Here is a 19,557-nt window from a genome sequence, read left to right as displayed (position 1 = left end):
ATATTGTTCGCGAAGTTCACCCCCTAGCGTCACCCGAAGGCGGCACAAAAAATGCTCACCACCTTCTCCATTTGGTCGCGCTTTGCGCTGTCGGTCCTCCTGTGGATCGTCCTTCTCCCCGTCATGCTGATCCTGCTCCCGTTCCGTACCGGCCGCAGCGCTTCACACTCGGCTCTGCCGCCCGTGCAGGCACCTGTGGTGGCGGTCGACTCGCGGGACGTGTACTGACCCCTTCGTTGCATGACGGCGGTTCGCTCTCCACCCCTTGAGGCGTTCTCGCGGGACATGTGCCGTCGTTGGCCGGCGACGCATCGTCACAACCTGACCGACAGGCGTCGGATTCAGCTACCGACCCGGGGGCATCCTCAAGCCCTGCGGGAGTTTTCAGAGAGCCGTACTACAGTGCGCGAAGACGGTTGACCGATCGGAAGGAAGACGGATGGTTCGCCCCACCCTCGGCACCGCTGAGATCCAGCTCGACCCGGCCACGGGATCGCCCGTGCGGGTGGATACTCCGGTTTCGGTGGTGGCGTCGGCCCCCCGGAGCCTGATGTCGCGGATGTTTGGACGCCGTCGCTGCGAGGCGTGTGGAGCTGCCCCGGTCCGCCGCGCCGACGGATTCTGCTCGGCGGCCTGCGCAGGCACCTTCCACCTTTACGAGTGAGAGCGGCCGGCCGAGTGCCGGCGAAGGGTTTTCCCAAGGCCCGTGATCAGTGATCGTGGGCCTGCGTGCTGTGCGCGGAGATCGTCATACGAAGGTGGGCCTCTAGTCTGATTCAGCCTGACCGAGTGCCGCGCTCCCCTTCTTCTCGGGCTGGCGGGCCGGATTGCGTCCGCGCCGGCGGTTCTCCGCCGCGTCAACTTCTCGCCGTTTGCACTTCCTTTGGCGGGGAATTCGGTCAGGCCCGACCGTGGCAAGCGCATCTGCCGTATGAGGCGCCGTCCATCAGCTTTCGCCGTGCATCCGCAGACGATCGTGATCGGCCAGCGAGATCTCCGACGCGACGGACGAATTCCGTCTCCGTGGCGAGCCCACGGGCGGACCGACTGCCGTCCACCGTCCGTCGCCGGGAGGGAATCGAGAAAGGTGGGGTAGAGCGTCATCGTGGAAGAGCGCTGCTTGAGTGTCACGATGACGCGAGTCGGCAGCTCGAGCGGCGTTCAGGCGCAGGTCGCGGGCATGCTGGCGCCGGTACCCTCGACGTATGGAACTTCTCGCTCGCGCCGAGGATCGCCGCCGTGCATCGCTCGCGACTCTCGATCACAGCGGTCAGGCTGTGATGGGGCAGTTCTTCACCCCGGTGCTCGCCGCCCAGATTATCGCGTCCCTTCCTCGAATCCGGGAGCGAGGGACGTTACGGATCCTCGACCCCGGCGCAGGTACCGGCATGCTGACGGCCGCGATCGTTGAGCGTGTGCGACGTGCGGCTCCCGAGGTCCGACTCGCTGTCACCGCCTTAGAAATAGATGCAACATTGCATCCAGCTCTCGCCGACACGCTCGCCGACTGCCAGCGAGCAGGGGCGGATACCGAGTTGATCAATGACGACTTCGTTGCTTGGGCTCTGTCTACGCCAGAGCGATTCGATCTGGTGATCCAAAACCCTCCGTACCGGAAGCTGCAATCGGGCTCGACGACGCACTCGGTACTCCGCGGTGCCGGCATCGACGTGCCCAATGTCTACGCTGCGTTCCTCGCTCTCGGTCTTCGATTACTCGACGACGGTGGCCAGCAGACCTCGATCACTCCGCGCTCGTGGATGAATGGGTCGTACTACAGGGCGTTCCGGCATGACTTCGTGCAGCGGGCCGGCATCGACGCAATACACACGTTCGAATCAAGAAGTAAGGTTTTCGGCGACACTGGAGTCCTTCAAGAGGCGATCGTCGTCACAGCGACTCTCGGGGCCCACCCCGAGGAGATTATCGTTCACACCTCGCAGGACCACCGGGGGGAGGCGAGTCAACGAAGCGTGCCGTATCGTGAGGTTGTCACCAACGATTTTATTCATGTCCCGGCGACGCAGACGGACGCCGATGCGGTGGCTTGGATGCACCGTGCAGTCTGCACTCTCAGTGACCTCGGTCTCTCGGTATCGACTGGCCGGGTGGTTGACTTCCGATCACGTGACCTTCTCACAGCTGAGAGGATGTCGCATAGTGTGCCCATGGTCTATCCGGCTAACTTGCGAGGGACTGAAATTATCCATCCGCAGCCCAGCGCGAGGAAACCCCAGTGGTTCACTGCCGACGCTGCGACTGCGGCGAAGCTGCTCGTTCCAGCGGGTAACTACGTGCTCGTCAAGCGGTTCTCTGCCAAGGAGGAGAAACGCCGGCTGGTCGCCTCCGTATGGACTGGTGAGGAAGCCCCTGCGTTCGACAACAAGATAAACTATGTGCATGATCACAAGCACGGGATAGAGTTTGATATCGCTCTCGGGATCGCGAAGTGGCTGAACTCTTCGCAGGTTGATCGCTACTTCCGAGTATTCTCTGGCCACACCCAGGTTAATGCGGGCGATCTACGTCAGATGAAGTTTCCGACGCTTTCCCAAATCCACGCTTTAGCAGCGTCCACCGAGGCGACAGACGTGGCTGTCGAGCGAATCGTCATACGAGAGACCGTTGCAGCATGAGCACGTTGGCCGAAGCGCGCGCAATACTGACCGCATTCGGATTCGACGCTGCCCGCTCGAACGAAGCCGCCGGGCGCACACTCCTCGCACTTGCAAGCCAGGATGCTGGGACCTCGTGGGCAGTCGCGACGAACAGACGCATGGGCATCCGAGCGATGCTCGATTGGATGCGTGTGCGCTTGGAACACCCCATCGCAGAGAACACGCGCGAGCAAATCCGCCGGTTCGTGATGCATCAGTTCATCGAGTGCGGTTTCTGCGTGCACAACGACGATGATCCTTCGAGAGCCACAAATTCGTCGCTGAACAACTACCGGCTCGCAGATGAAGCTCTTGCCGTCATACGACTTTACGGCACTCCCGCATTCGACCGAGAGGTCACGGATTACCTTGTGGAGGCTCCGGGGCTCGCCGCCAAGTACGCCGCAGCACGCGAGCTCGCACGCATCCCGATCATTCTTCCCGATGGCTTTGAAATCACCCTGAAAGCGGGTGGCCAAAACGGGCTCATCAAGGCGATGATCGACGACTTCTGCGCTTACTTCATCCCTGGCGGAGAGATTCTTTACATCGGCGATGCCGACTCGAAGCTGCTGCACTTCGACGACGAAAAGCTTGAACTACTCGGCGTCGTACTGGATACTCATGGAAAGCTTCCTGATCTCGTCGTTTACCAGCAGGCCAAGAACTGGCTGTTCCTCATCGAGGCCGCATCATCCCACGGACCTGTCGACGCAAAGCGTTACGGCGAACTGGCGACGCTCTTTGCGGGCAGTACGGCGGGACTCGTATACGTGAGCTGTTTCCCGGACCGGGCGACGATGCGGAGATTCTTCGTCGACCTCGCTTGGGAGACCGAGGCCTGGTGCGCCAGTGACCCGACGCACATGATTCATCTCAACGGAGACAGGTTTCTCGGACCCTACGGCGGGTAAGGGCGGTCGCCGGCGCGGCCAGGTCGGACAGTCACGAATCCTGATCAGGCCGGCCCGCGACAAAGACGAAGGCTAACCACGGGATCGCCTGTGCGGGTGGATACTCCGGTTTCGGTGGTGGCGTCGGCCCCCCCCCCCCCGGAGCCTGATGTCGCGGATGTTTGGACGCCGTCGCTGCGAGGCGTGTGGAGCTGCGCCGGTCCGCCGCTCCGACGGATTCTGCTCGGCGGCCTGCGCAGGCACCTTCCACCTTTACGAGTGAGAGCGGCCGGCCGAGTGCCGGCGAAGGGTTTTCCCAAGGCCCGTGATCAGTGATCGTGGGCCTGCGTGCTGTGCGCGGAGAGATCTTGACTCGGCCGTGAACGGCTACGAGGTAGCGGTCGGATTTCGGCGCCTTCTCGTCGCGATCGTGCAGGCCTCGGACGAAGAGGTCGCTTTCTTCAGCGGGGCGCGGGATGATGCGGGTCGTAGTGGATCACCAGCTCATCGTGCGGTCGACTCGCCAGCACGTCAGTCGGCCTAGTTTCCCCTGATCGCTGAGACGACGAGAGCTGTCGCACTTATAGCGGCGGGGAGGAAGCCCCACAACGACATAGCCGAGTAGCCGCTCAGGATGAGGGCGACGCCAGTACCCAGGCCACCGATCATGAGGACCTGCGACCCGATCGTTCCGACAATGACGCCGACGGATTCAGTCCGAGTGAGACGAGTGAGAGCGCCAGCGCGTGCGTGTTCGTTCGCGACGAAAGCGTTGATAACTTTCGACGCGCTACCCGGCACGACCCGCTCGTAGGCCTCGGTCATCGAGACCGGCGGCAACGGTTCGCGGAACGACTCACTCCGCGCGATTGCCCCTACCGTGCCAGAGAGTTCAGACTCTTCTTCGAGTTCCGCCTCGAACACTCGTTCAACGACGCCTCGGTCGGCATCGGCCTGCCGAGGGCCTTCTTCATCTCGCTCGGCCGACGCCGGTTTCCTGCCGCTCCTACGAACGCTCCGTGGGTCGGGCCCCTCATCGTTGCTCGCGCTGTCGGTGTCGTGTACCAGACCTCAGTTCTCTACCTGGGCGAGAGGTAGCTCTCGGTACGTCAATGACGGAGAGTCAAGAGACGCCCCCGACGGCACGCGCTGATTTCTCGCGTCGGCGGACGCTGAACAACCGGGAGCGCCTGGGAGAAGTGCTGCGGAGCGGCGGGTTCCGCCGCCGATGGCTCGACGCGCCTGCGCAGTCGATCGGCCGACCGGGTCCCATGCCTCACGAGCTGAGACACACAGCGCACACAGCGGTGTCCCTCGCGATCAGCGCCGGCGCCAACGCGACGGCAGTTCAGCACCTGCTCGGGCGTGCCTCCGCGGCCGTCACCCTCGACGTCTACGCTGACCTCGTCGAGGACGACCTGGACGCCGTTGAGGCCGCCTGGGTACGTCGATCGGATGCGTTCGCGAGGACGCTGGTCAGTCGTTGAGCAGGAGGTCGTCGCGCGCCTCGACGTGCAGTGTGTTCCCGGCCGCACTGCGGCTGAGCAACCTCATCTGGTAGCGCTTGAACACCTTCGAGACGATGCGGTCGACGGCGACTCCGTGCACAAGGAAGTTCGTGACAGGGAGCACCCCCTCTCGCTCAGCAGCGAGGCGCAACAGCGCGTCATGCGAAGAGATTCCGTGCTTCACAATTCCGCGCTTCACGCTTCCGTGCTTCACGCTTCCGTGCTTCACGCGGTCGAGGGCATCGACGGTCACCTCGTCCCTCCCGCGAGTCGAGGACGTCCCTCCGTTGAGATCGATCGCCAGAATCGACCAGCGATCCCGATCGAGACCGATGACGCCGAAGAGGTCTTCGGAGCCGACGTGCACGTCCTTCTCGGCTGCTGCGGGCTCGAGGTCCTAGCTGTCGTCGATCATCGTCTCCTCTCTCCGTCGCGAGTGGCCCCCGCGCGAGCAACGCTAAGTCAGCGTGCGCGCCAGACGTACTCGGCGCGTTGGTAGTGGTACTCGCCGCCCTGGAAGGTGGGGGCGGAGGGCTGCAGCTCGTAGTCGCCGTCGTACTTCGGGAGCTTGTCGGGGAGCCGGCCACTGGTGGCCCGCCTCGACGTCGCGACGCCCGGGAGTCGGGCCGCCCGGGAAGGTGCAGAAGATCTCATGCATGGATCACGCTAGCGGCGCTCGCGCCGGTCTACTTGCGGTCGCGGCGCTGCAGGAGCCGCTCTTGATGATGCAATCGCTCGCACGATTGTGGGCAAAGTGTGGATAAAGCCTAGATGTGGGTAAAGCCGAGAAACGATGAAGGCCCAGAACCGACGCGATCCGCGTCATTCCGGGCCTTTCGAGGACGTGCCCCCAGTAGGATTCGAACCTACGCCCCTGCCTCCGGAGGGCAGTGCTCTATCCCCTGAGCTATGGGGGCCAGGAGTGCCTGACCACATTAGCACCCGGGCGGAGCGGGCCCGGACGCGGGGAGCGCGCCTGCTGCGTGCCACGATGGAGTCATGCTGCGCACTGTCTCCGCCTCGCTGGATCTGTGTCTGAACGGTCCGACCGACCTGATCTTTCTGGTGGCGGCGACGCCAACGGGCGACTCCTTCGAGGACTCCTTCACCGTCCACCTCGACGGCGAGCCGGTCCCCGTACGGACGTTCCCGGGGCGACACGGGGCGCGGGTGCACCGCGTCGCCGGCATCCGGGGGGAGCTGCGGGTCGAGTACCGGGCGCGGGTTGTCGGCCACGGGGCCCCGGACGAGCCGAGTGAACTCGAGCTTGTCGAGTACCTGCGGCCGAGCCGGTACGCGGAAGCGGACGTGCTCGGCGGGATCGCCCGCCGCGAGTTCGGCCGGGCTCGCGGCTTCGAGGCGCTGACGGCGGTCGAGGAGTGGGTGCACGGGCACCTCTCCTACGTGTACGGCTCGACAGTCGGCACCGGGGGAGCGGCGCAGGTCATCGAGAGCGGGCAGGGCGTCTGCCGCGACTTCGCGCATACGGTCGCGGGACTCCTCCGTGCCCTTGACATCCCCGCTCGGGTCACTGCGGTCTTCGCGCCGGGCCTAGAACCGCGCGACTTCCACGCGGTGACGGAGGCCTGGGTCGGCGGCGCCTGGCATGTCGTGGACGCGACGCGGCTGGCTCCGCGCGGGTCGATGCTCCGCATCTCGTCGGGTCGGGACACGGCCGACACGGCGTTTCTCAGCAGTTACCTGACCGACCTGAGCCTGACGGGCAGGGACGTCGAAGCCGACTGCGACGCCGCGGTCGTCGACGACCACAGGTCGCCGGTTCGACTGGGCTGACGCGCGGGCGCAGCGTCGGCTGTCCACTGCCGCCCGACCGCGGGCTCAGCCGGCGAGCGCTCCGAGCGCCGACCGGACGAGCGGCTCGGGGTCGCCGGGCTCGATGAAGGAGGCGCTGGAGGACTCGATCCAGTACTCGCCGACGAAGGCGTCCGCGACTCCGCGCCCCTCTGTCACCTGGTAGTAGCCCTCGACCTGCGATGGCTCGCCGTAAGTGGGGACCGCCTTGCTCGTGGTGAAGAACTCGTTCTTGAGCGCCTCGATCACGTCGGGGTCGAGGTGTGCGACGGCGAGCTGCAGCTGCGCCCCCGAGTCATCGGACCAGCCGCAGACCAGGCCGTTATACTGCGCGATCTCGCGCGAGACCGGGGTCGGCTCGACGTCGTCCGTCGGCGAGAAGCCACTCCAGAGCCCGCTCAGCGCCGAGACCGGCACCAGCTGCTCGCACGAGAGCGGGATCGGAGTACCGCTCACGGAGCCGCTCGCGCTCGGCTCCGGGTCGGCGGCGGGGGAGCACCCGGCGAGGGCCATCGCGACGAGCGCGACGAGGAGGAGGGGGCTGGGACGGCGCATGCGTGGCACCCTAGCAACGGCTCCCGGCCGAGCGGCCGCGCGGTGCCAGGAGACGGACGGCGTGGGCGCGACGGCCGGTAGAATCGGACCCCGTGACTCCTGAACAGCTCGCCTCCTCTCTGCACGCCCTCGTCCTCGACGCCGTGCAGCGACGAGGGGGCGGCGCGGGCGTCGAGCTGTCGGACGTGGTGCTGGAGCGGCCGAAGAACCGCGAGCACGGCGACTGGGCATCCAACATCGCGATGAAGCTCGCGAAGCGGGTCGGCGCGAACCCGCGCGAGCTGGCGGCAGAGCTGGCGGAGGGCCTGGGCGCTGTCGATGGTGTGGCGACGGTCGAGGTCGCCGGGCCCGGCTTCCTCAACGTGCGGCTCGAGGCGGCGGCGGCGGGGGCGCTCGCGGGTGTGATCGTCGAGGCGGGCGAGGCGTACGGCACCGGCACCGCCTACTCCGGGGTGCGGATGAATCTCGAGTTCGTCTCGGCGAACCCCACCGGACCGATCCACATCGGCGGCACGCGCTGGGCGGCCGTCGGCGACAGCCTGGCCCGGATGCTTCTCGCGCAGGGCGCCGAGGTGACGCGGGAGTACTACTTCAACGACCACGGCGCGCAGATCGACCGCTTCACCCGGAGCCTGCTCGCGGCGCACCGGGGCGAGCCGACCCCCGAGGACGGCTACGGCGGCGCGTACATCGCAGACATCGCCGAGCGCGTGGTCGCCGCCTACCCGGGCGACCTCTCGGTCCTGCCCGAGGAGGAGCTGGCCGAGACCTTCCGTTCGATCGGCGTCGAGTTGATGTTCGGCGAGATCAAGCAGAGCCTGCACGAGTTCGGCGTCGACTTCGACGTCTACTTCCACGAGAACTCGCTGCACATGTCTCGCGCCGTCGACCGCGCGATCCAGCGCCTGCGTGAGCTCGGCCACATCTTCGAGGCGGACGGAGCGACGTGGCTGCGCACCACGTCCTTCGGCGACGATCGCGACCGCGTCATCATCAAGAGCGACGGCGAGGCGGCCTACATCGCGGGTGACCTCGCCTACTACCTCGATAAGCGCGAGCGCGGCTTCGACCGGGCGATCATCATGCTCGGCGCGGACCACCACGGCTACATCGGCCGGATGATGGCGATGTGCGCCGCGTTCGGCGACACTCCGGGCGTGAACCTCGAGATCCTGATTGGCCAGCTGGTCAACCTGATCCGCGACGGCCAGGCGGTCCGCATGTCCAAGCGCGCCGGGACCGTCGTGACGATGGAGGACCTGACGGAGGCCGTCGGCGTCGACGCCGCGCGCTACTCGCTGGTGCGCTCCTCCGCCGACTCGACCCTCGATATCGACCTCGACCTGCTGACCAAGCGCAGCAACGACAACCCCGTCTATTACGTGCAGTACGCGCACGCGCGTACCCGCCAGGTCGCCGCGAAGGCCGCGGGATCGGGGGTGCCCGCCGAGCCGTTCGCTCCCGAGACGCTGGTGCACTCGACCGAGTCGGCGCTGCTGGGCGGTTTGCAGGAGTTCCCGCGGATCGTGGCGCATGCGGCCGAGCTGCGCGAGCCGCACCGCGTCGCGCGCTACCTCGAGGAGATCGCCGGCCTCTACCACCGCTGGTACGACACTTGCCGCGTCGTGCCGCAGGGTGAGGATCCGGTCGAAGCGGTCCACTCGACCCGGCTGCGTCTGAATGAGGCGACCGGGCAGGTGCTTCGCACCGGGCTCTCGCTCCTGGGCGTCGGTGCTCCGGACCGGATGTGAGCGCGGTGGCGCCCCGGCGCAGGCGAGGGCGACGCGCGGCCCTGGTGGTCGTCGTGACGCTGGTGCTGCTCGTGGTCGCGGCGGTGGCCGGCGACTGGATCGCCCGACGGGCCATCGCCGATCGCGCGGCTGCCAGCCTGCGTGAGGCGCTGGCGCTGCCCGCCGACCGGACCGTGGACGTCGAGGTGGCCGGTTGGGCTGTGCTCCCGCAGCTGATCGCGGGGCGGCTGGACCGGCTGGATCTGCGCAGCTCCGATGTCGTGTTCGGCGAGCTCGACGGCGATGTCGCCGCGACCCTGATCGGCGTGCCGGTCAGCGCAGCGGGCGCCATTGACTCCGGCAGCACGATGGTCGCCATCGACGCGGCGTCCGTCGCGCAGCTGGTCACCGAGCGCAGCACCGTGCCGGTCGACGAGGTGACCCTCGATCCTCCACTCATGCGCGTGAGCGCCTCGGTGGACGTACTCGGAGTGACGCTCGGCGCGGGCGTCGGCATGCAGCTGGCCGCCGTGGACGGCGCGATCCAGCTGACTCCGGCCGAGATCTCGGCGGCGGGTGCGACCTTCTCGGTCACCGACTTCCGCGACCGCTTCGGCGCCGTCTCGGGCGACCTGCTCGCTCCGACTCCGCTCTGCATCGCGGATTCGGTGCCGCGCGGGCTGACGCTCACCGGGGTCGAGGTCGCGGAGGAATCGCTGAACGCGAGCTTCGCGCTCTCCCCGACGTTCCTCAGCGACCCGGCTGAGCAGGAGCCGGGCACCTGCTCGTGAGCCGCAGCGACCCGCAGGAGCAGGAGCGGGAGTAACCCACCCGCCCCTGAGCCCGCGCAGGGCTCCCGGCGGCGACCGGTAGGATCGGAGCCCTGTGCCGGCGTCTCCCGCAGGCCAAACACTGACATCGCTGGCTTCAGGGGTCAATCCGGACCCGCTCGCCACGCAGTGACGCTCCCACTCTCTCTTGTGAGGTCTCACCCGTGGACACTGTCGACTCCCGCGCCCCCCGGCATCCGCTCGCTCCCGACTGGCTGCAGACTCCCGACGACGCCGACGCGCTCGTGGAGGGTGTCTGGTCGGACAACACCGTGCGCGATCCCAGCGGCGCCCTGCGCGTCGCCGGAGTGCCGGTCGCCGACTTGGTGCGCGAGCACGGCACTCCTCTCTATGTGATCGACGAGGCCGACGCCCGGCGTCGAGCGGTCGAGATGCGCGAGGTCTTCTCGCGCGAGTTCGCGCGCATCGGCACCGGCGTCACCGTCTACTACGCGAGCAAGGCCTTCCTCTCGACGGAGGTCGCCCGTTGGATGCGCGACGAGGGGTTGAACCTCGACCTCTCCAGCGGCGGCGAGCTGGCCGTTGCCCTGGCCGCGGGCATCGAGCCGGAGCGCTTCGGCCTGCACGGCAACAACAAGTCGCTCGCCGAGATCGACCGGGCCGTCGAGGCGGGCGCGGGGACGATCGTCCTGGACAGCCTGATCGAGATCGAACGTGTCGCGGCGGCGGCCGAACGGCACGGCCGGGTGCAGGCGGTGCGTCTGCGCGTGAACAGTGGAGTGCACGCGCACACCCACGAGTTCCTCGCCACCGCCCACGAGGACCAGAAGTTCGGTCTCGCGCTCGCCGACTGCCCGGACGTCGTCGCGCGCATCCGCTCCTTTCCGTCGCTGCGGTTCCTCGGCCTGCACTGCCACATCGGCTCCCAGATCTTCGGCTCGGACGGATTCGTCGAGTCGGCGTCGCGCCTGCTCGACGTGCACGCATCCCTGCTCACCGACGGACCGGTGCCCGAACTCAACCTCGGTGGAGGCTTCGGCATCGCCTACACCAGCGCGGACGATCCCACTCCGATCGCCCAGATCGCGGCCGCCGTCGCCGACGCGGTCGCCGAGCAGTGTGCGGCGCGCGGGATCCCGGTGCCGCACTTCGCGATCGAGCCGGGCAGGGCGCTGATCGGGCCCGCCGGGCTCACGCTCTACGAGGTCGGCACGGTGAAGGACGTGGTGGTTGGCACCGAAGGAGCGACCGCTGTCCGCCGCTACGTCAGCATCGACGGTGGCATGAGCGACAACGCGCGTCCGGCCCTCTATGGGGCGGACTACACGGCGCGGATCGCCGGCCGCTCCTCCGCCGCCGAGCCCGCCCTCGTGCGTGTGGCCGGAAAGCACTGCGAGGCGGGCGACATCGTGGTCCACGACGATTTCCTGCCAGCGGACGTTCAGTCGGGCGATCTGTTGGCTGTCGCCGCGACCGGCGCGTACTGCTGGTCGCTCGCGAGCAACTACAACTACCTCGGGCGCCCCCCGGTGGTTGCCGTCCGGGACGGGCGCTCGCGCGTCCTCGTGCGCGGCGAGACCGAGGAGGACCTCCTCCGCCGCGATACCGGCATCGAACGAAAGGCCACCTCGCGATGATCGAGTACCGCAGCCTCCGCGTCGCCCTGCTGGGCGCCGGGTCCGTCGGTGCCCAGGTGGCGCGCCTCCTGCTCGATCACGGCGACGAACTCGCTCAGCGAGTGGGGGCGCCGCTGGAGCTCGTGGGCGTCGCCGTGCGGGACGTGGACGCGCCCCGCACTGCCCACATCCCGCCGCACCTGCTCACGATCGACGCCGAGTCGCTCATCCTCGGCGCGGACATCGTCGTCGAGCTGATCGGCGGTCTGGAGCCTGCACGCAGCCACATCCTCACCGCGATCTCCTCCGGTGCGGATGTGATCACGGCCAACAAGGCTCTGCTCGCCGCGCACGGCAACGAGCTGTTCGAGGCGGCCGACCAGGTGGGCGCGCAGCTGAACTACGAGGCGGCCGTCGCCGGGGCGATCCCGATCATCCGGCCGCTGCGCGACAGCCTCGCCGGCGACCGGGTGCACCGGATCCTCGGCATCGTCAACGGCACGACCAACTACATCCTCGACCGAATGGACACCGAGCGCTCCAGCCTCGAGGACGCGCTGGCCCGCGCGACGCAGCTCGGCTATGCGGAGGCCGATCCGACCGCCGACATCGAGGGCTACGACGCGGCCCAGAAGGCCGCGATCCTCGCTCGCCTGGCGTTCCACACCGACGTCCCGGTGACACTGGTGCACCGCGAGGGCATCACCGGCATCACCAAGGCACAGGTCGACCAGGCCCGCGACTCCGGCTACGTGATCAAGTTGCTCGCAATCTGCGAGCGCCTGACCGATGCGAAGACGGGGGAGGAGGGCGTGTCGGCTCGCGTGTATCCCGCGCTGGTGCACCGCTCCCACCCGCTCGCTGCCGTCCACGGCGCCAACAATGCCGTGTTCGTCGAGGCGGAGGCGGCGGGTGACCTGATGTTTTACGGCGCCGGCGCCGGCGGGATCGAGACGGCCTCCGCCGTGCTCGGGGACGTCGTCTCAGCCGCCCGCCGCCACGTCGTCGGTGGTCCGGGCCTGGTCACCAGTGCGAGCTCCGGCCTTGCCGTTCTGCCGATCGGCCACGTCACGACTCGCTACCAGGTGACCCTCGAGGTGCTCGACCGCCCCGGCGTGCTCGCGCAGATTGCCGGCGTCTTCGCCGAGCACGGCGTCTCGGTTGAGACGCTGGTGCAGACCCCGCCGGAAGTCGACCCGTCGGTGGCGCGGGTCGGTGCAGAGCGGCGCGACCCGACCGCTACCCTGGTCATCGGCACGCACGCCGCGGCGGAATCCGATCTGGCGGCCACCGTCACCGCTCTCCATTCGCATGGTTTCGTCGGCGCCGTGACGTCCGTCCTACGAGTTGAAGGAGCCTGAGATGGCCAAGCAGTGGCGCGGAGTCCTGCACGAGTACGCGGACCGCCTCGATGTCACCGAGGCGACCCCGGTCATCACTCTCGGCGAGGGCGGCACGCCGCTCATCCCCGCCGCGGCCCTCTCAGCACGCACGGGCGCGAAGGTGTGGGTCAAGTACGAGGGCATGAACCCGACGGGATCCTTCAAGGACCGCGGCATGACGATGGCGATCTCGAAGGCTGTCGAGCACGGCGCGAAGGCCGTCATCTGCGCCTCGACCGGCAACACCTCGGCCTCGGCCGCCGCCTACGCGACGCACGCCGGCATCACCGCTGCCGTCCTGGTCCCCGAGGGCAAGATAGCCCTCGGCAAGCTCAGCCAGGCCATCGCGCACAACGCTCAGCTGCTGCAGGTGCAGGGCAACTTCGATGACTGCCTCGACATTGCCCGCGATCTCGCCAAGAACTATCCGGTCCACCTGGTGAACTCGGTCAACCCTGACCGCATCGCCGGGCAGAAGACCGCGGCCTTCGAGGTCGTCGAGGTCCTGGGCGACGCGCCGGACTTCCACATCGTCCCGGTGGGCAATGCGGGCAACTACACCGCCTACTTCCGCGGCTACTCGGAGGAGCTGGAGCGCGGCGAGTCCACGCGCCTCCCGCGCATGTTCGGCTTCCAGGCCGAGGGCTCTGCTCCGATCGTGCACGGTGCCCCGGTCCGCCACCCCGAGACGATCGCCAGCGCGATCCGGATCGGCAACCCGGCCTCGTGGGAACTCGCCCTGAACGCGCGCACCGTCAGCGATGGCTACTTCGGTGCGATCAGTGACGAGAAGATCCTGGAGGCCTACCGCATTCTCGCTGGCGAGGTCGGCGTCTTCGTCGAACCGGCGTCGGCGATCAGCGTCGCGGGGCTCCTCGAGCGCGCCGAGGCCGGAGCGATCCCCAAGGACGCGACCGTCGTCCTCACGGTTACCGGTCACGGCCTCAAGGACCCGCAGTGGGCGCTGCGCACGGCCGACGGCGCGGACATCACGCCGACCGTCGTCCCGGTCGACACCGCCGCGATCGCGGAGGTGCTGGGGTTGGCCGGCGCATGACCTCGGCCGTTCCTGTCGGCCGCACCGTCCACGTCAAGGTCCCCGCTACCTCGGCGAACCTGGGGCCCGGCTTTGACACGCTCGGCCTGGCCCTCTCGTTCTACGACGAACTCGACGTGACGGCCGTGGCGGCGACAGGCGCGCGGGTCGCCGTGCACGGGGTCGGCGAGGGCGAGGTCGCGACCGACGAGACGAACCTCGTCGTGCAGGCGATCGCCTACACCTTTGCCGACCAGCGGCAGGAGATGCCCGGCATCGAGGTGATCGCGCGCAACATCATCCCGCACGGCCGCGGGATGGGCTCGTCCGGGGCGGCGATCGTCTCGGGGATCATGGCAGCGAAGGGGCTGCTCGAGGGCATCGTCGAGCTCGACTCGGACGACTTGCTCCGCATCGCCACCGAGATGGAGGGGCACCCCGACAACGTGGCGCCCGCGCTCTTCGGCGGGCTCACCATCGCCTGGGTGGAGCCGCACCCGTCCGGCGCCGATGACTCGCCGCTGCGCCCGCGCTCGAAGAAGCTGATGGTGCACCGCGGAGTGTCCCCGGTCGTCTTCGTGCCCGAGCACACCATGTCGACGCGGCTCGCCCGCTCGCTCCAGCCGCAGAGCGTGCCTCACGAGGACGCGGTGTTCAACGTCTCGCGCTCCTCGCTCCTGATCGCGGCCCTCATCCAGAGCCCTGAGCTGCTGTTCGCGGCGACCGAGGACAAGCTGCACCAGAACTACCGTGCGGCAGCGATGCCCGAAACGTCCGCCCTGATCGCGCTCTTACGTTCGCACGGCTATGCGGCCGTCGTCTCGGGCGCCGGACCGAGCGTCCTGGTGTTGTGCAGCGACCCCGCGCAGCGCCTCGCCGCCGCGAATCTGGTGGAGAAGCAGGCCCCCACGCCGTGGCGCGCGCACATGCTGGCCGTCGACTTCAAGGGTGCTACAGTGGGGACCGCATCCTGAGGAACCGCGTAACGAGCGGAATCTGTCCGACGGATCGTCCCGACAACCACGGCCATCACATCCTGTGAAGGGCGCCCCTGCTTTTCGTGCAGATCGGCGCCTGGTCTCCGGGCCCTCTCTGCGCACTCTTCGGCAGTCGGCCTCGGTGGCCGAGAGCATCGCGTGGATCAGAACACGCGATGGCACCGCACGGTCGATGAGCTCTCCCGGTGAGCACTCGTTCCCGGGGGGAAGGAACCCTCTCCAGTGACAGACGTCAATACCCACGGCTCCACCGTGGATCTCACCGCCGACCTCTCGGCCCTGCGGGTCGCCGAGCTTCAGGCTCTCGCGACCCGCCTCGGCCTCGGCGGTGCCTCCAAGCTCCGCAAGGGCGAACTCGTCCAGGCGATCTCGGACCTCCGTGCCGCCGCCGCGAAGGACGCGCCCGCCGCCGAGGTGATCGCCGATGCAGTCGCCCCGGGTGATGCCGCGCTCGCCCCGGAGGTCGCAGCGGTTGCTCCGGATGTCGACGCCACGGGCGTTGAGGCAGAGCCGGCCGATGTGGCCGAGCAGTCCGCTCCCGAGCCCGAGGCGCCGGCGGAGCTGCCGACGCTCGTCGAGAGCACGGAGGCCGACACGGCCGATGTGCTCGAGCAGGCCGCGCCCACCGTGGACGAGCCGGCCGCGACCGCCGCCGGCTCGGCTCCGGTCGAGCTCGAGCTCCCCGCCGTCGCCGAGCAGGTCGCCGAGCCCGCCGAGCGCACCCCCCGCCGCCGCAGCTCGCGGCGCGCCTCCAGCGGCACGATCGCCGCGGGCGAGCATGTCAACGTCCCCGGCGGGACCGGCGTCGAGTCGCTGATCCCGGACCTCCCCGTCATCGAGCAGGACCGCGACGCTGAGCAGGCCGCGAAGTCCGTGCTCGACATCGAGCTGCCCAATGGGCCGGAGTCGGACGGCTCCTCCCGCGAGGGTGGCCAGCGCGAGCGCCGCGGACGCCGTCGTAGCCGCGGCGGCAGCGTCGAGCAGAGCGAGCAGGCTTCCGCCGAGAACGACGCCGACTCCTCCGACTCCGGCGACCAGCAGGAGCAGCAGGGTGGCGACCAGCAGCAGAACGGCGACCAGCAGGGCACCGGCCGCGGCCGCAACCGCCGCAACCGCAACCGCAACCGCGGGGAGGATCGCCAGAACGATGCGCAGCAAAGCTCTGCGGCGCCGTCTCAGCCGCAGAACGGCCAGGGCTCGCGCGCCGCACAGGCCGAGGGCCAGCAGGTTCCGCAGCAGCAGAACGGCTCCGGCCAGCAGGCCGAGGGCGAGGACGGCCGCCGCAGCCGCTACCGCGATCGCAAGCGTCGTGGCGGCGCGGTCGGAGACGACATCGAGCCCGAGATCGGCGAGGACGACGTCCTCATCCCGGTCGCCGGAATTCTCGACGTCCTCGATAACTACGCCTTCGTGCGCACCACGGGCTACCTGCCCGGGGTCAGCGATGTCTACGTCTCGCTCGGCCAGGTCAAGAAGTACAACCTGCGCAAGGGCGACGCGGTCGTCGGCGCCATCCGCCAGCCCCGCGAGGGCGAGGGCGGCGGACGCCAGAAGTACAACGCGATCGTCAAGGTCGACTCGATCAACGGTCAGACCGTCGAGGAGGCCGCCGCGCGCATCGAGTTCCACAAGCTCACCCCGCTCTATCCGACCGAGCGCCTGCGCCTCGAGACGGAGCCGGGCAAGCTGACCCAGCGGATCATCGACCTGGTCGCCCCGATCGGCAAGGGGCAGCGCGGCCTGATCGTCGCACCGCCCAAGGCCGGCAAGACCATCGTCCTGCAGCAGATCGCCAACGCGATCGTGCAGAACAACCCCGAGGTGCACCTCATGGTCGTCCTGGTCGACGAGCGTCCGGAGGAGGTCACCGACATGCAGCGCACCGTGCGCGGCGAGGTCGTCGCCTCCACCTTCGATCGCCCGGCCGAGGACCACACCACCGTCGCCGAACTCGCGATCGAGCGCGCCAAGCGCCTGGTCGAGCTGGGCCACGACGTCGTCGTGCTGCTCGACTCCATCACCCGCCTCGGCCGCGCCTACAACGTGACCGCGCCGGCCTCGGGCCGCGTGCTCTCGGGCGGCGTGGACGCCTCGGCGCTGTACCCGCCGAAGAAGTTCTTCGGAGCGGCGCGCAACATCGAGAACGGCGGCTCGCTCACCATCCTCGCGACGGCGCTCATCGAGACCGGGTCGAAGATGGACGAGGTGATCTTCGAGGAGTTCAAGGGCACCGGTAACATGGAACTCCGCCTCTCGCGTCACCTCGCCGACAAGCGGATCTTCCCCGCCGTCGATGTGAACGCGTCCGGCACTCGCCGCGAGGAGATGCTGCTCAGCGCCGACGAGGTCAAGATCACCTGGAAGCTGCGCCGCGCCCTCGCCGGGCTCGACCAGCAGCAGGCGCTCGAGATCATCCTGTCGCGTCTGAAGGAGACCTCCTCGAACGTCGAGTTCCTGATGCAGGTCTCGAAGTCAGCGGTCGGCCCGGCTACCGCCGGCCACGGCAACGGCCACCACTAGCGCCCCGACGTCCGCGGTCGCCCCTGTCACCAGAGGCGGCCGCGGACGTTTTCGCGTCCCGAGGCGACGAGCCCCACCCCGAACCACACCCGGAAGCCAGGACCCCATGTTCGAATCCGTCAGCGTCCTCTTCGCCGAGCACGAGGATCTGCAGGCGCAACTCTCCGATCCGGCTCTGCACGCCGATGCCGCGCGCGCGAAGAAGGTGAATCGTCGGTATGCCGAGCTGAGCCAGATAAAGTCGGCGCACTCGGCATGGATCCAAGCCGGCGACGACCTGGACGCCGCACGAGAGCTGGCCCGCGAGGACGCAGCATTCGCCGAGGAGGTCCCCGAGCTGGAGGAGTCGCTACGGGTGGCGCAGGAGAAGCTGCGACGCCTGCTTATTCCGCGCGACCCCGACGACGGCCGTGACGTGATTATGGAGATCAAGGGCGGCGAGGGTGGAGCCGAGAGTGCATTGTTCGCCGCTGACCTGCTCCGGATGTACCTCCACTACGCCGAGGCGAAGGGTTGGAAGACCGAGATCCTCGACCGCGACGAGTCCGACCTCGGCGGCTACAAAAACGTGCAGGTCGCGATCAAGAGCACTGCCACCGATCCGTCCCAGGGTGTCTGGGCGCACCTGAAGTACGAGGGTGGCGTGCACCGCGTGCAGCGCGTCCCCGTGACGGAGTCGCAGGGCCGTATCCACACGTCGACCACCGGCGTGCTGGTGTTCCCCGAGGTGGACGCGCCCGAGGAGGTCGCGATCAACCAGAACGACCTCAAGATCGACGTTTATCGCTCCTCCGGACCCGGTGGACAGTCGGTCAACACCACCGACTCGGCAGTGCGGATCACGCACCTACCGACCGGCATTGTCGTCTCGATGCAGAACGAGAAGAGCCAGCTGCAGAACCGCGAGGCCGGCATGAGGGTGCTCCGCGCCCGCATCCTGGCGCGCCAGCAGGAGGAGATCGCGGCGGCCGCCTCGGACGCACGCAAGACGCAGATCCGCACGATGGACCGCTCCGAGCGGATTCGCACCTACAACTTTCCCGAGAACCGGATCGCTGATCATCGCACCGGCTACAAGGCGTACAACCTCGACGGTGTGATGAACGGGGCGCTCGACCCGGTCGTCGAGAGCGCTATCCAGGCCGACGAAGAGGCGCGCCTCGCCGACATCGGCTCCGACGAGCCGTGAGCGGCGACGCTAGCGCCGTACTCGCCGAGGCTGTCCGCCGGCTGAGGGCTGCTCGCTTACCGTCTCCGGACGTTGATGCGGAGCTGCTCCTCGGGCACCTGCTCGGGCTCAGGCGCGGCGAGCTGCAGGCCCGCCTCATTGCCGGCCTCACGGTGGAGGAGGAGGTGCGGAATGCCTTCGACGAGGCCGTCGAGCGCCGGGCCGCGCGCGAGCCGCTGCAACATATCACCGGAGTCGCGCCGTTCCGCACGCTCGAACTCGCTGTTGGACCCGGGGTATTCGTGCCGCGCCCCGAGACCGAGGGCGTCGCGCAGCTCGCCATCGACGCGCTCCGGGCCGTCGCCGATCCGGCACCCGTCGCGGTCGATCTGGGCACCGGCAGTGGGGCGCTTGCCCTGGCACTCGCGCACGAAGTGCCGCATGCCGCGGTGATCGGAGTCGAGAACTCACCCGAAGCGGTGATCTGGGCGCGGGGAAATCGCGACCGCCTTGGTCTTCAGAACGCACGCATCGTCTTCGACGACCTCGCGCGTGCGCTGCCTGAGCTCGACGGCACCGTCGCGGTGGTCGTCTCCAATCCGCCCTACATCCCGGCCGCCGCCGTCCCGCGCGAGCCGGAGGTGCGCCTGTTCGATCCGCCCGCGGCGCTCTACGGCGGTGAGGACGGCCTGGACGTGGTCCGCTCGCTCTCGGCGACCGCCCTCCGCCTGCTCCGGCCCGGGGGAGTGCTGGTCATGGAGCACGGCGAGCTGCAGGGCGCCGAGATCCGTGCCCTGCTCACCGCCGACGGCTGGCGCGGAGCGACCACGCAGCGCGACCTCACCGGCCGCGACCGCACGACGGTGGCGGTGCGCTGACGGGTCGCGGGGC

The 19,557-nt window shown here is 68.4% G+C and carries 19 protein-coding genes and 1 tRNA gene; 15 read left to right on the top strand and 5 right to left on the bottom strand.

Going from position 1 to position 19,557, the window contains the following annotated elements:
- The first annotated feature begins 51 nt into the window (after positions 1-51).
- From C1O28_RS15135 to C1O28_RS08425, 4 genes are all read left to right on the top strand, one after another.
- On the top strand, positions 52-228 hold the full coding sequence (locus C1O28_RS15135) for a hypothetical protein (RefSeq protein WP_160487473.1): 177 nt from the start codon (positions 52-54) through the stop codon (positions 226-228).
- A gap of 211 nt (positions 229-439) precedes the next feature.
- On the top strand, positions 440-664 hold the full coding sequence (locus tag C1O28_RS08435; RefSeq protein WP_097165638.1) for a hypothetical protein: 225 nt from the start codon (positions 440-442) through the stop codon (positions 662-664).
- 541 nt (positions 665-1,205) lie between these two features.
- Positions 1,206-2,636 carry an Eco57I restriction-modification methylase domain-containing protein gene (locus C1O28_RS08430; RefSeq protein ID WP_097165639.1) on the top strand — a complete coding sequence of 477 codons (1,431 nt, stop codon included), beginning with the start codon at positions 1,206-1,208 and terminating at the stop codon, positions 2,634-2,636.
- Positions 2,633-3,571, top strand: a complete 939-nt coding sequence (locus C1O28_RS08425) for a BsuBI/PstI family type II restriction endonuclease (RefSeq protein ID WP_097165640.1) — start codon at positions 2,633-2,635, stop codon at positions 3,569-3,571. Before C1O28_RS08430 ends, C1O28_RS08425 begins: the two co-directional genes overlap by 4 nt.
- Before the next feature lie 519 nt (positions 3,572-4,090).
- Here C1O28_RS08425 and C1O28_RS08420 read toward each other — a convergent pair.
- The gene (locus C1O28_RS08420) at positions 4,091-4,474 is read right to left on the bottom strand and encodes a hypothetical protein (RefSeq protein WP_097167345.1); all 384 of its coding nucleotides are present in this window, start codon (positions 4,472-4,474) and stop codon (positions 4,091-4,093) included.
- 383 nt (positions 4,475-4,857) lie between these two features.
- Between C1O28_RS08420 and C1O28_RS08415 the strand changes: the two genes are divergently transcribed.
- Positions 4,858-5,037 carry a hypothetical protein gene (locus C1O28_RS08415; RefSeq protein WP_104248415.1) on the top strand — a complete coding sequence of 60 codons (180 nt, stop codon included), beginning with the start codon at positions 4,858-4,860 and terminating at the stop codon, positions 5,035-5,037.
- Here the strand turns inward: C1O28_RS08415 and C1O28_RS08410 are convergent.
- The 3 genes from C1O28_RS08410 to C1O28_RS08400 all read right to left on the bottom strand — a co-directional run bounded on the left by C1O28_RS08410 (position 5,027) and on the right by C1O28_RS08400 (position 5,975).
- Positions 5,027-5,425, bottom strand: a complete 399-nt coding sequence (locus C1O28_RS08410; protein WP_097167344.1) for a hypothetical protein — start codon at positions 5,423-5,425, stop codon at positions 5,027-5,029. The genes C1O28_RS08415 and C1O28_RS08410 overlap by 11 nt on opposite strands.
- 95 nt (positions 5,426-5,520) lie before the next feature.
- A complete protein-coding gene (locus C1O28_RS08405; protein ID WP_104256747.1) occupies positions 5,521-5,712 on the bottom strand; it encodes a hypothetical protein in 192 nt (63 codons plus the stop codon).
- A gap of 191 nt (positions 5,713-5,903) precedes the next feature.
- Positions 5,904-5,975: transfer RNA gene (locus C1O28_RS08400), tRNA-Arg, on the bottom strand.
- Positions 5,976-6,057: 82 nt separating this feature from the next.
- Here C1O28_RS08400 and C1O28_RS08395 point away from each other — a divergent pair.
- Positions 6,058-6,852 (top strand): transglutaminase-like domain-containing protein, encoded by a 795-nt coding sequence (locus C1O28_RS08395; RefSeq protein ID WP_097167343.1) that lies wholly within the window; start codon positions 6,058-6,060, stop codon positions 6,850-6,852.
- 45 nt (positions 6,853-6,897) lie between these two features.
- Here the strand turns inward: C1O28_RS08395 and C1O28_RS08390 are convergent, their stop codons facing one another.
- On the bottom strand, positions 6,898-7,425 hold the full coding sequence (locus C1O28_RS08390) for a hypothetical protein (RefSeq protein WP_097167342.1): 528 nt from the start codon (positions 7,423-7,425) through the stop codon (positions 6,898-6,900).
- A 92-nt stretch (positions 7,426-7,517) separates the two neighbouring features.
- Between C1O28_RS08390 and argS the strand changes: the two genes are divergently transcribed.
- The 9 genes from argS (at position 7,518) to prmC (ending at position 19,544) form a co-directional block, all read left to right on the top strand.
- A complete protein-coding gene (argS, locus tag C1O28_RS08385; RefSeq protein ID WP_097167341.1) occupies positions 7,518-9,176 on the top strand; it encodes an arginine--tRNA ligase in 1,659 nt (552 codons plus the stop codon).
- Positions 9,177-9,229: 53 nt separating this feature from the next.
- Complete coding sequence (locus C1O28_RS08380) at positions 9,230-9,946, top strand: LmeA family phospholipid-binding protein (protein ID WP_160487472.1); 717 nt, start codon at positions 9,230-9,232, stop codon at positions 9,944-9,946.
- 203 nt (positions 9,947-10,149) lie between these two features.
- On the top strand, positions 10,150-11,583 hold the full coding sequence (gene lysA, locus C1O28_RS08375) for a diaminopimelate decarboxylase (RefSeq protein ID WP_097167339.1): 1,434 nt from the start codon (positions 10,150-10,152) through the stop codon (positions 11,581-11,583).
- Entirely contained in the window at positions 11,580-12,923 is a 1,344-nt protein-coding gene (locus C1O28_RS08370; RefSeq protein ID WP_097167338.1) for a homoserine dehydrogenase, read from the top strand. The genes lysA and C1O28_RS08370 overlap by 4 nt, the downstream gene beginning before the upstream one ends.
- 1 nt (position 12,924) lies before the next feature.
- On the top strand, positions 12,925-14,001 hold the full coding sequence (thrC, locus tag C1O28_RS08365; RefSeq protein WP_097167337.1) for a threonine synthase: 1,077 nt from the start codon (positions 12,925-12,927) through the stop codon (positions 13,999-14,001).
- Positions 13,998-14,954, top strand: a complete 957-nt coding sequence (gene thrB, locus C1O28_RS08360) for a homoserine kinase (protein WP_097167336.1) — start codon at positions 13,998-14,000, stop codon at positions 14,952-14,954. The genes thrC and thrB overlap by 4 nt, the downstream gene beginning before the upstream one ends.
- Before the next feature lie 246 nt (positions 14,955-15,200).
- Complete coding sequence (gene rho / locus C1O28_RS08355) at positions 15,201-17,498, top strand: transcription termination factor Rho (protein WP_097167335.1); 2,298 nt, start codon at positions 15,201-15,203, stop codon at positions 17,496-17,498.
- Positions 17,499-17,604: 106 nt separating this feature from the next.
- Positions 17,605-18,687, top strand: coding sequence for a peptide chain release factor 1 (gene prfA / locus C1O28_RS08350; protein WP_097167334.1), 1,083 nt, complete (start codon positions 17,605-17,607; stop codon positions 18,685-18,687).
- Positions 18,684-19,544, top strand: coding sequence for a peptide chain release factor N(5)-glutamine methyltransferase (gene prmC / locus C1O28_RS08345; RefSeq protein ID WP_097167333.1), 861 nt, complete (start codon positions 18,684-18,686; stop codon positions 19,542-19,544). Before prfA ends, prmC begins: the two co-directional genes overlap by 4 nt.
- Positions 19,545-19,557: the final 13 nt, after the last annotated feature.

This window comes from Rathayibacter rathayi (assembly GCF_004011095.1).
GTDB classification, from domain to species: Bacteria; Actinomycetota; Actinomycetes; order Actinomycetales; family Microbacteriaceae; genus Rathayibacter; species Rathayibacter rathayi.
This window is presented reverse-complemented; position numbering and strand designations above follow the sequence as displayed.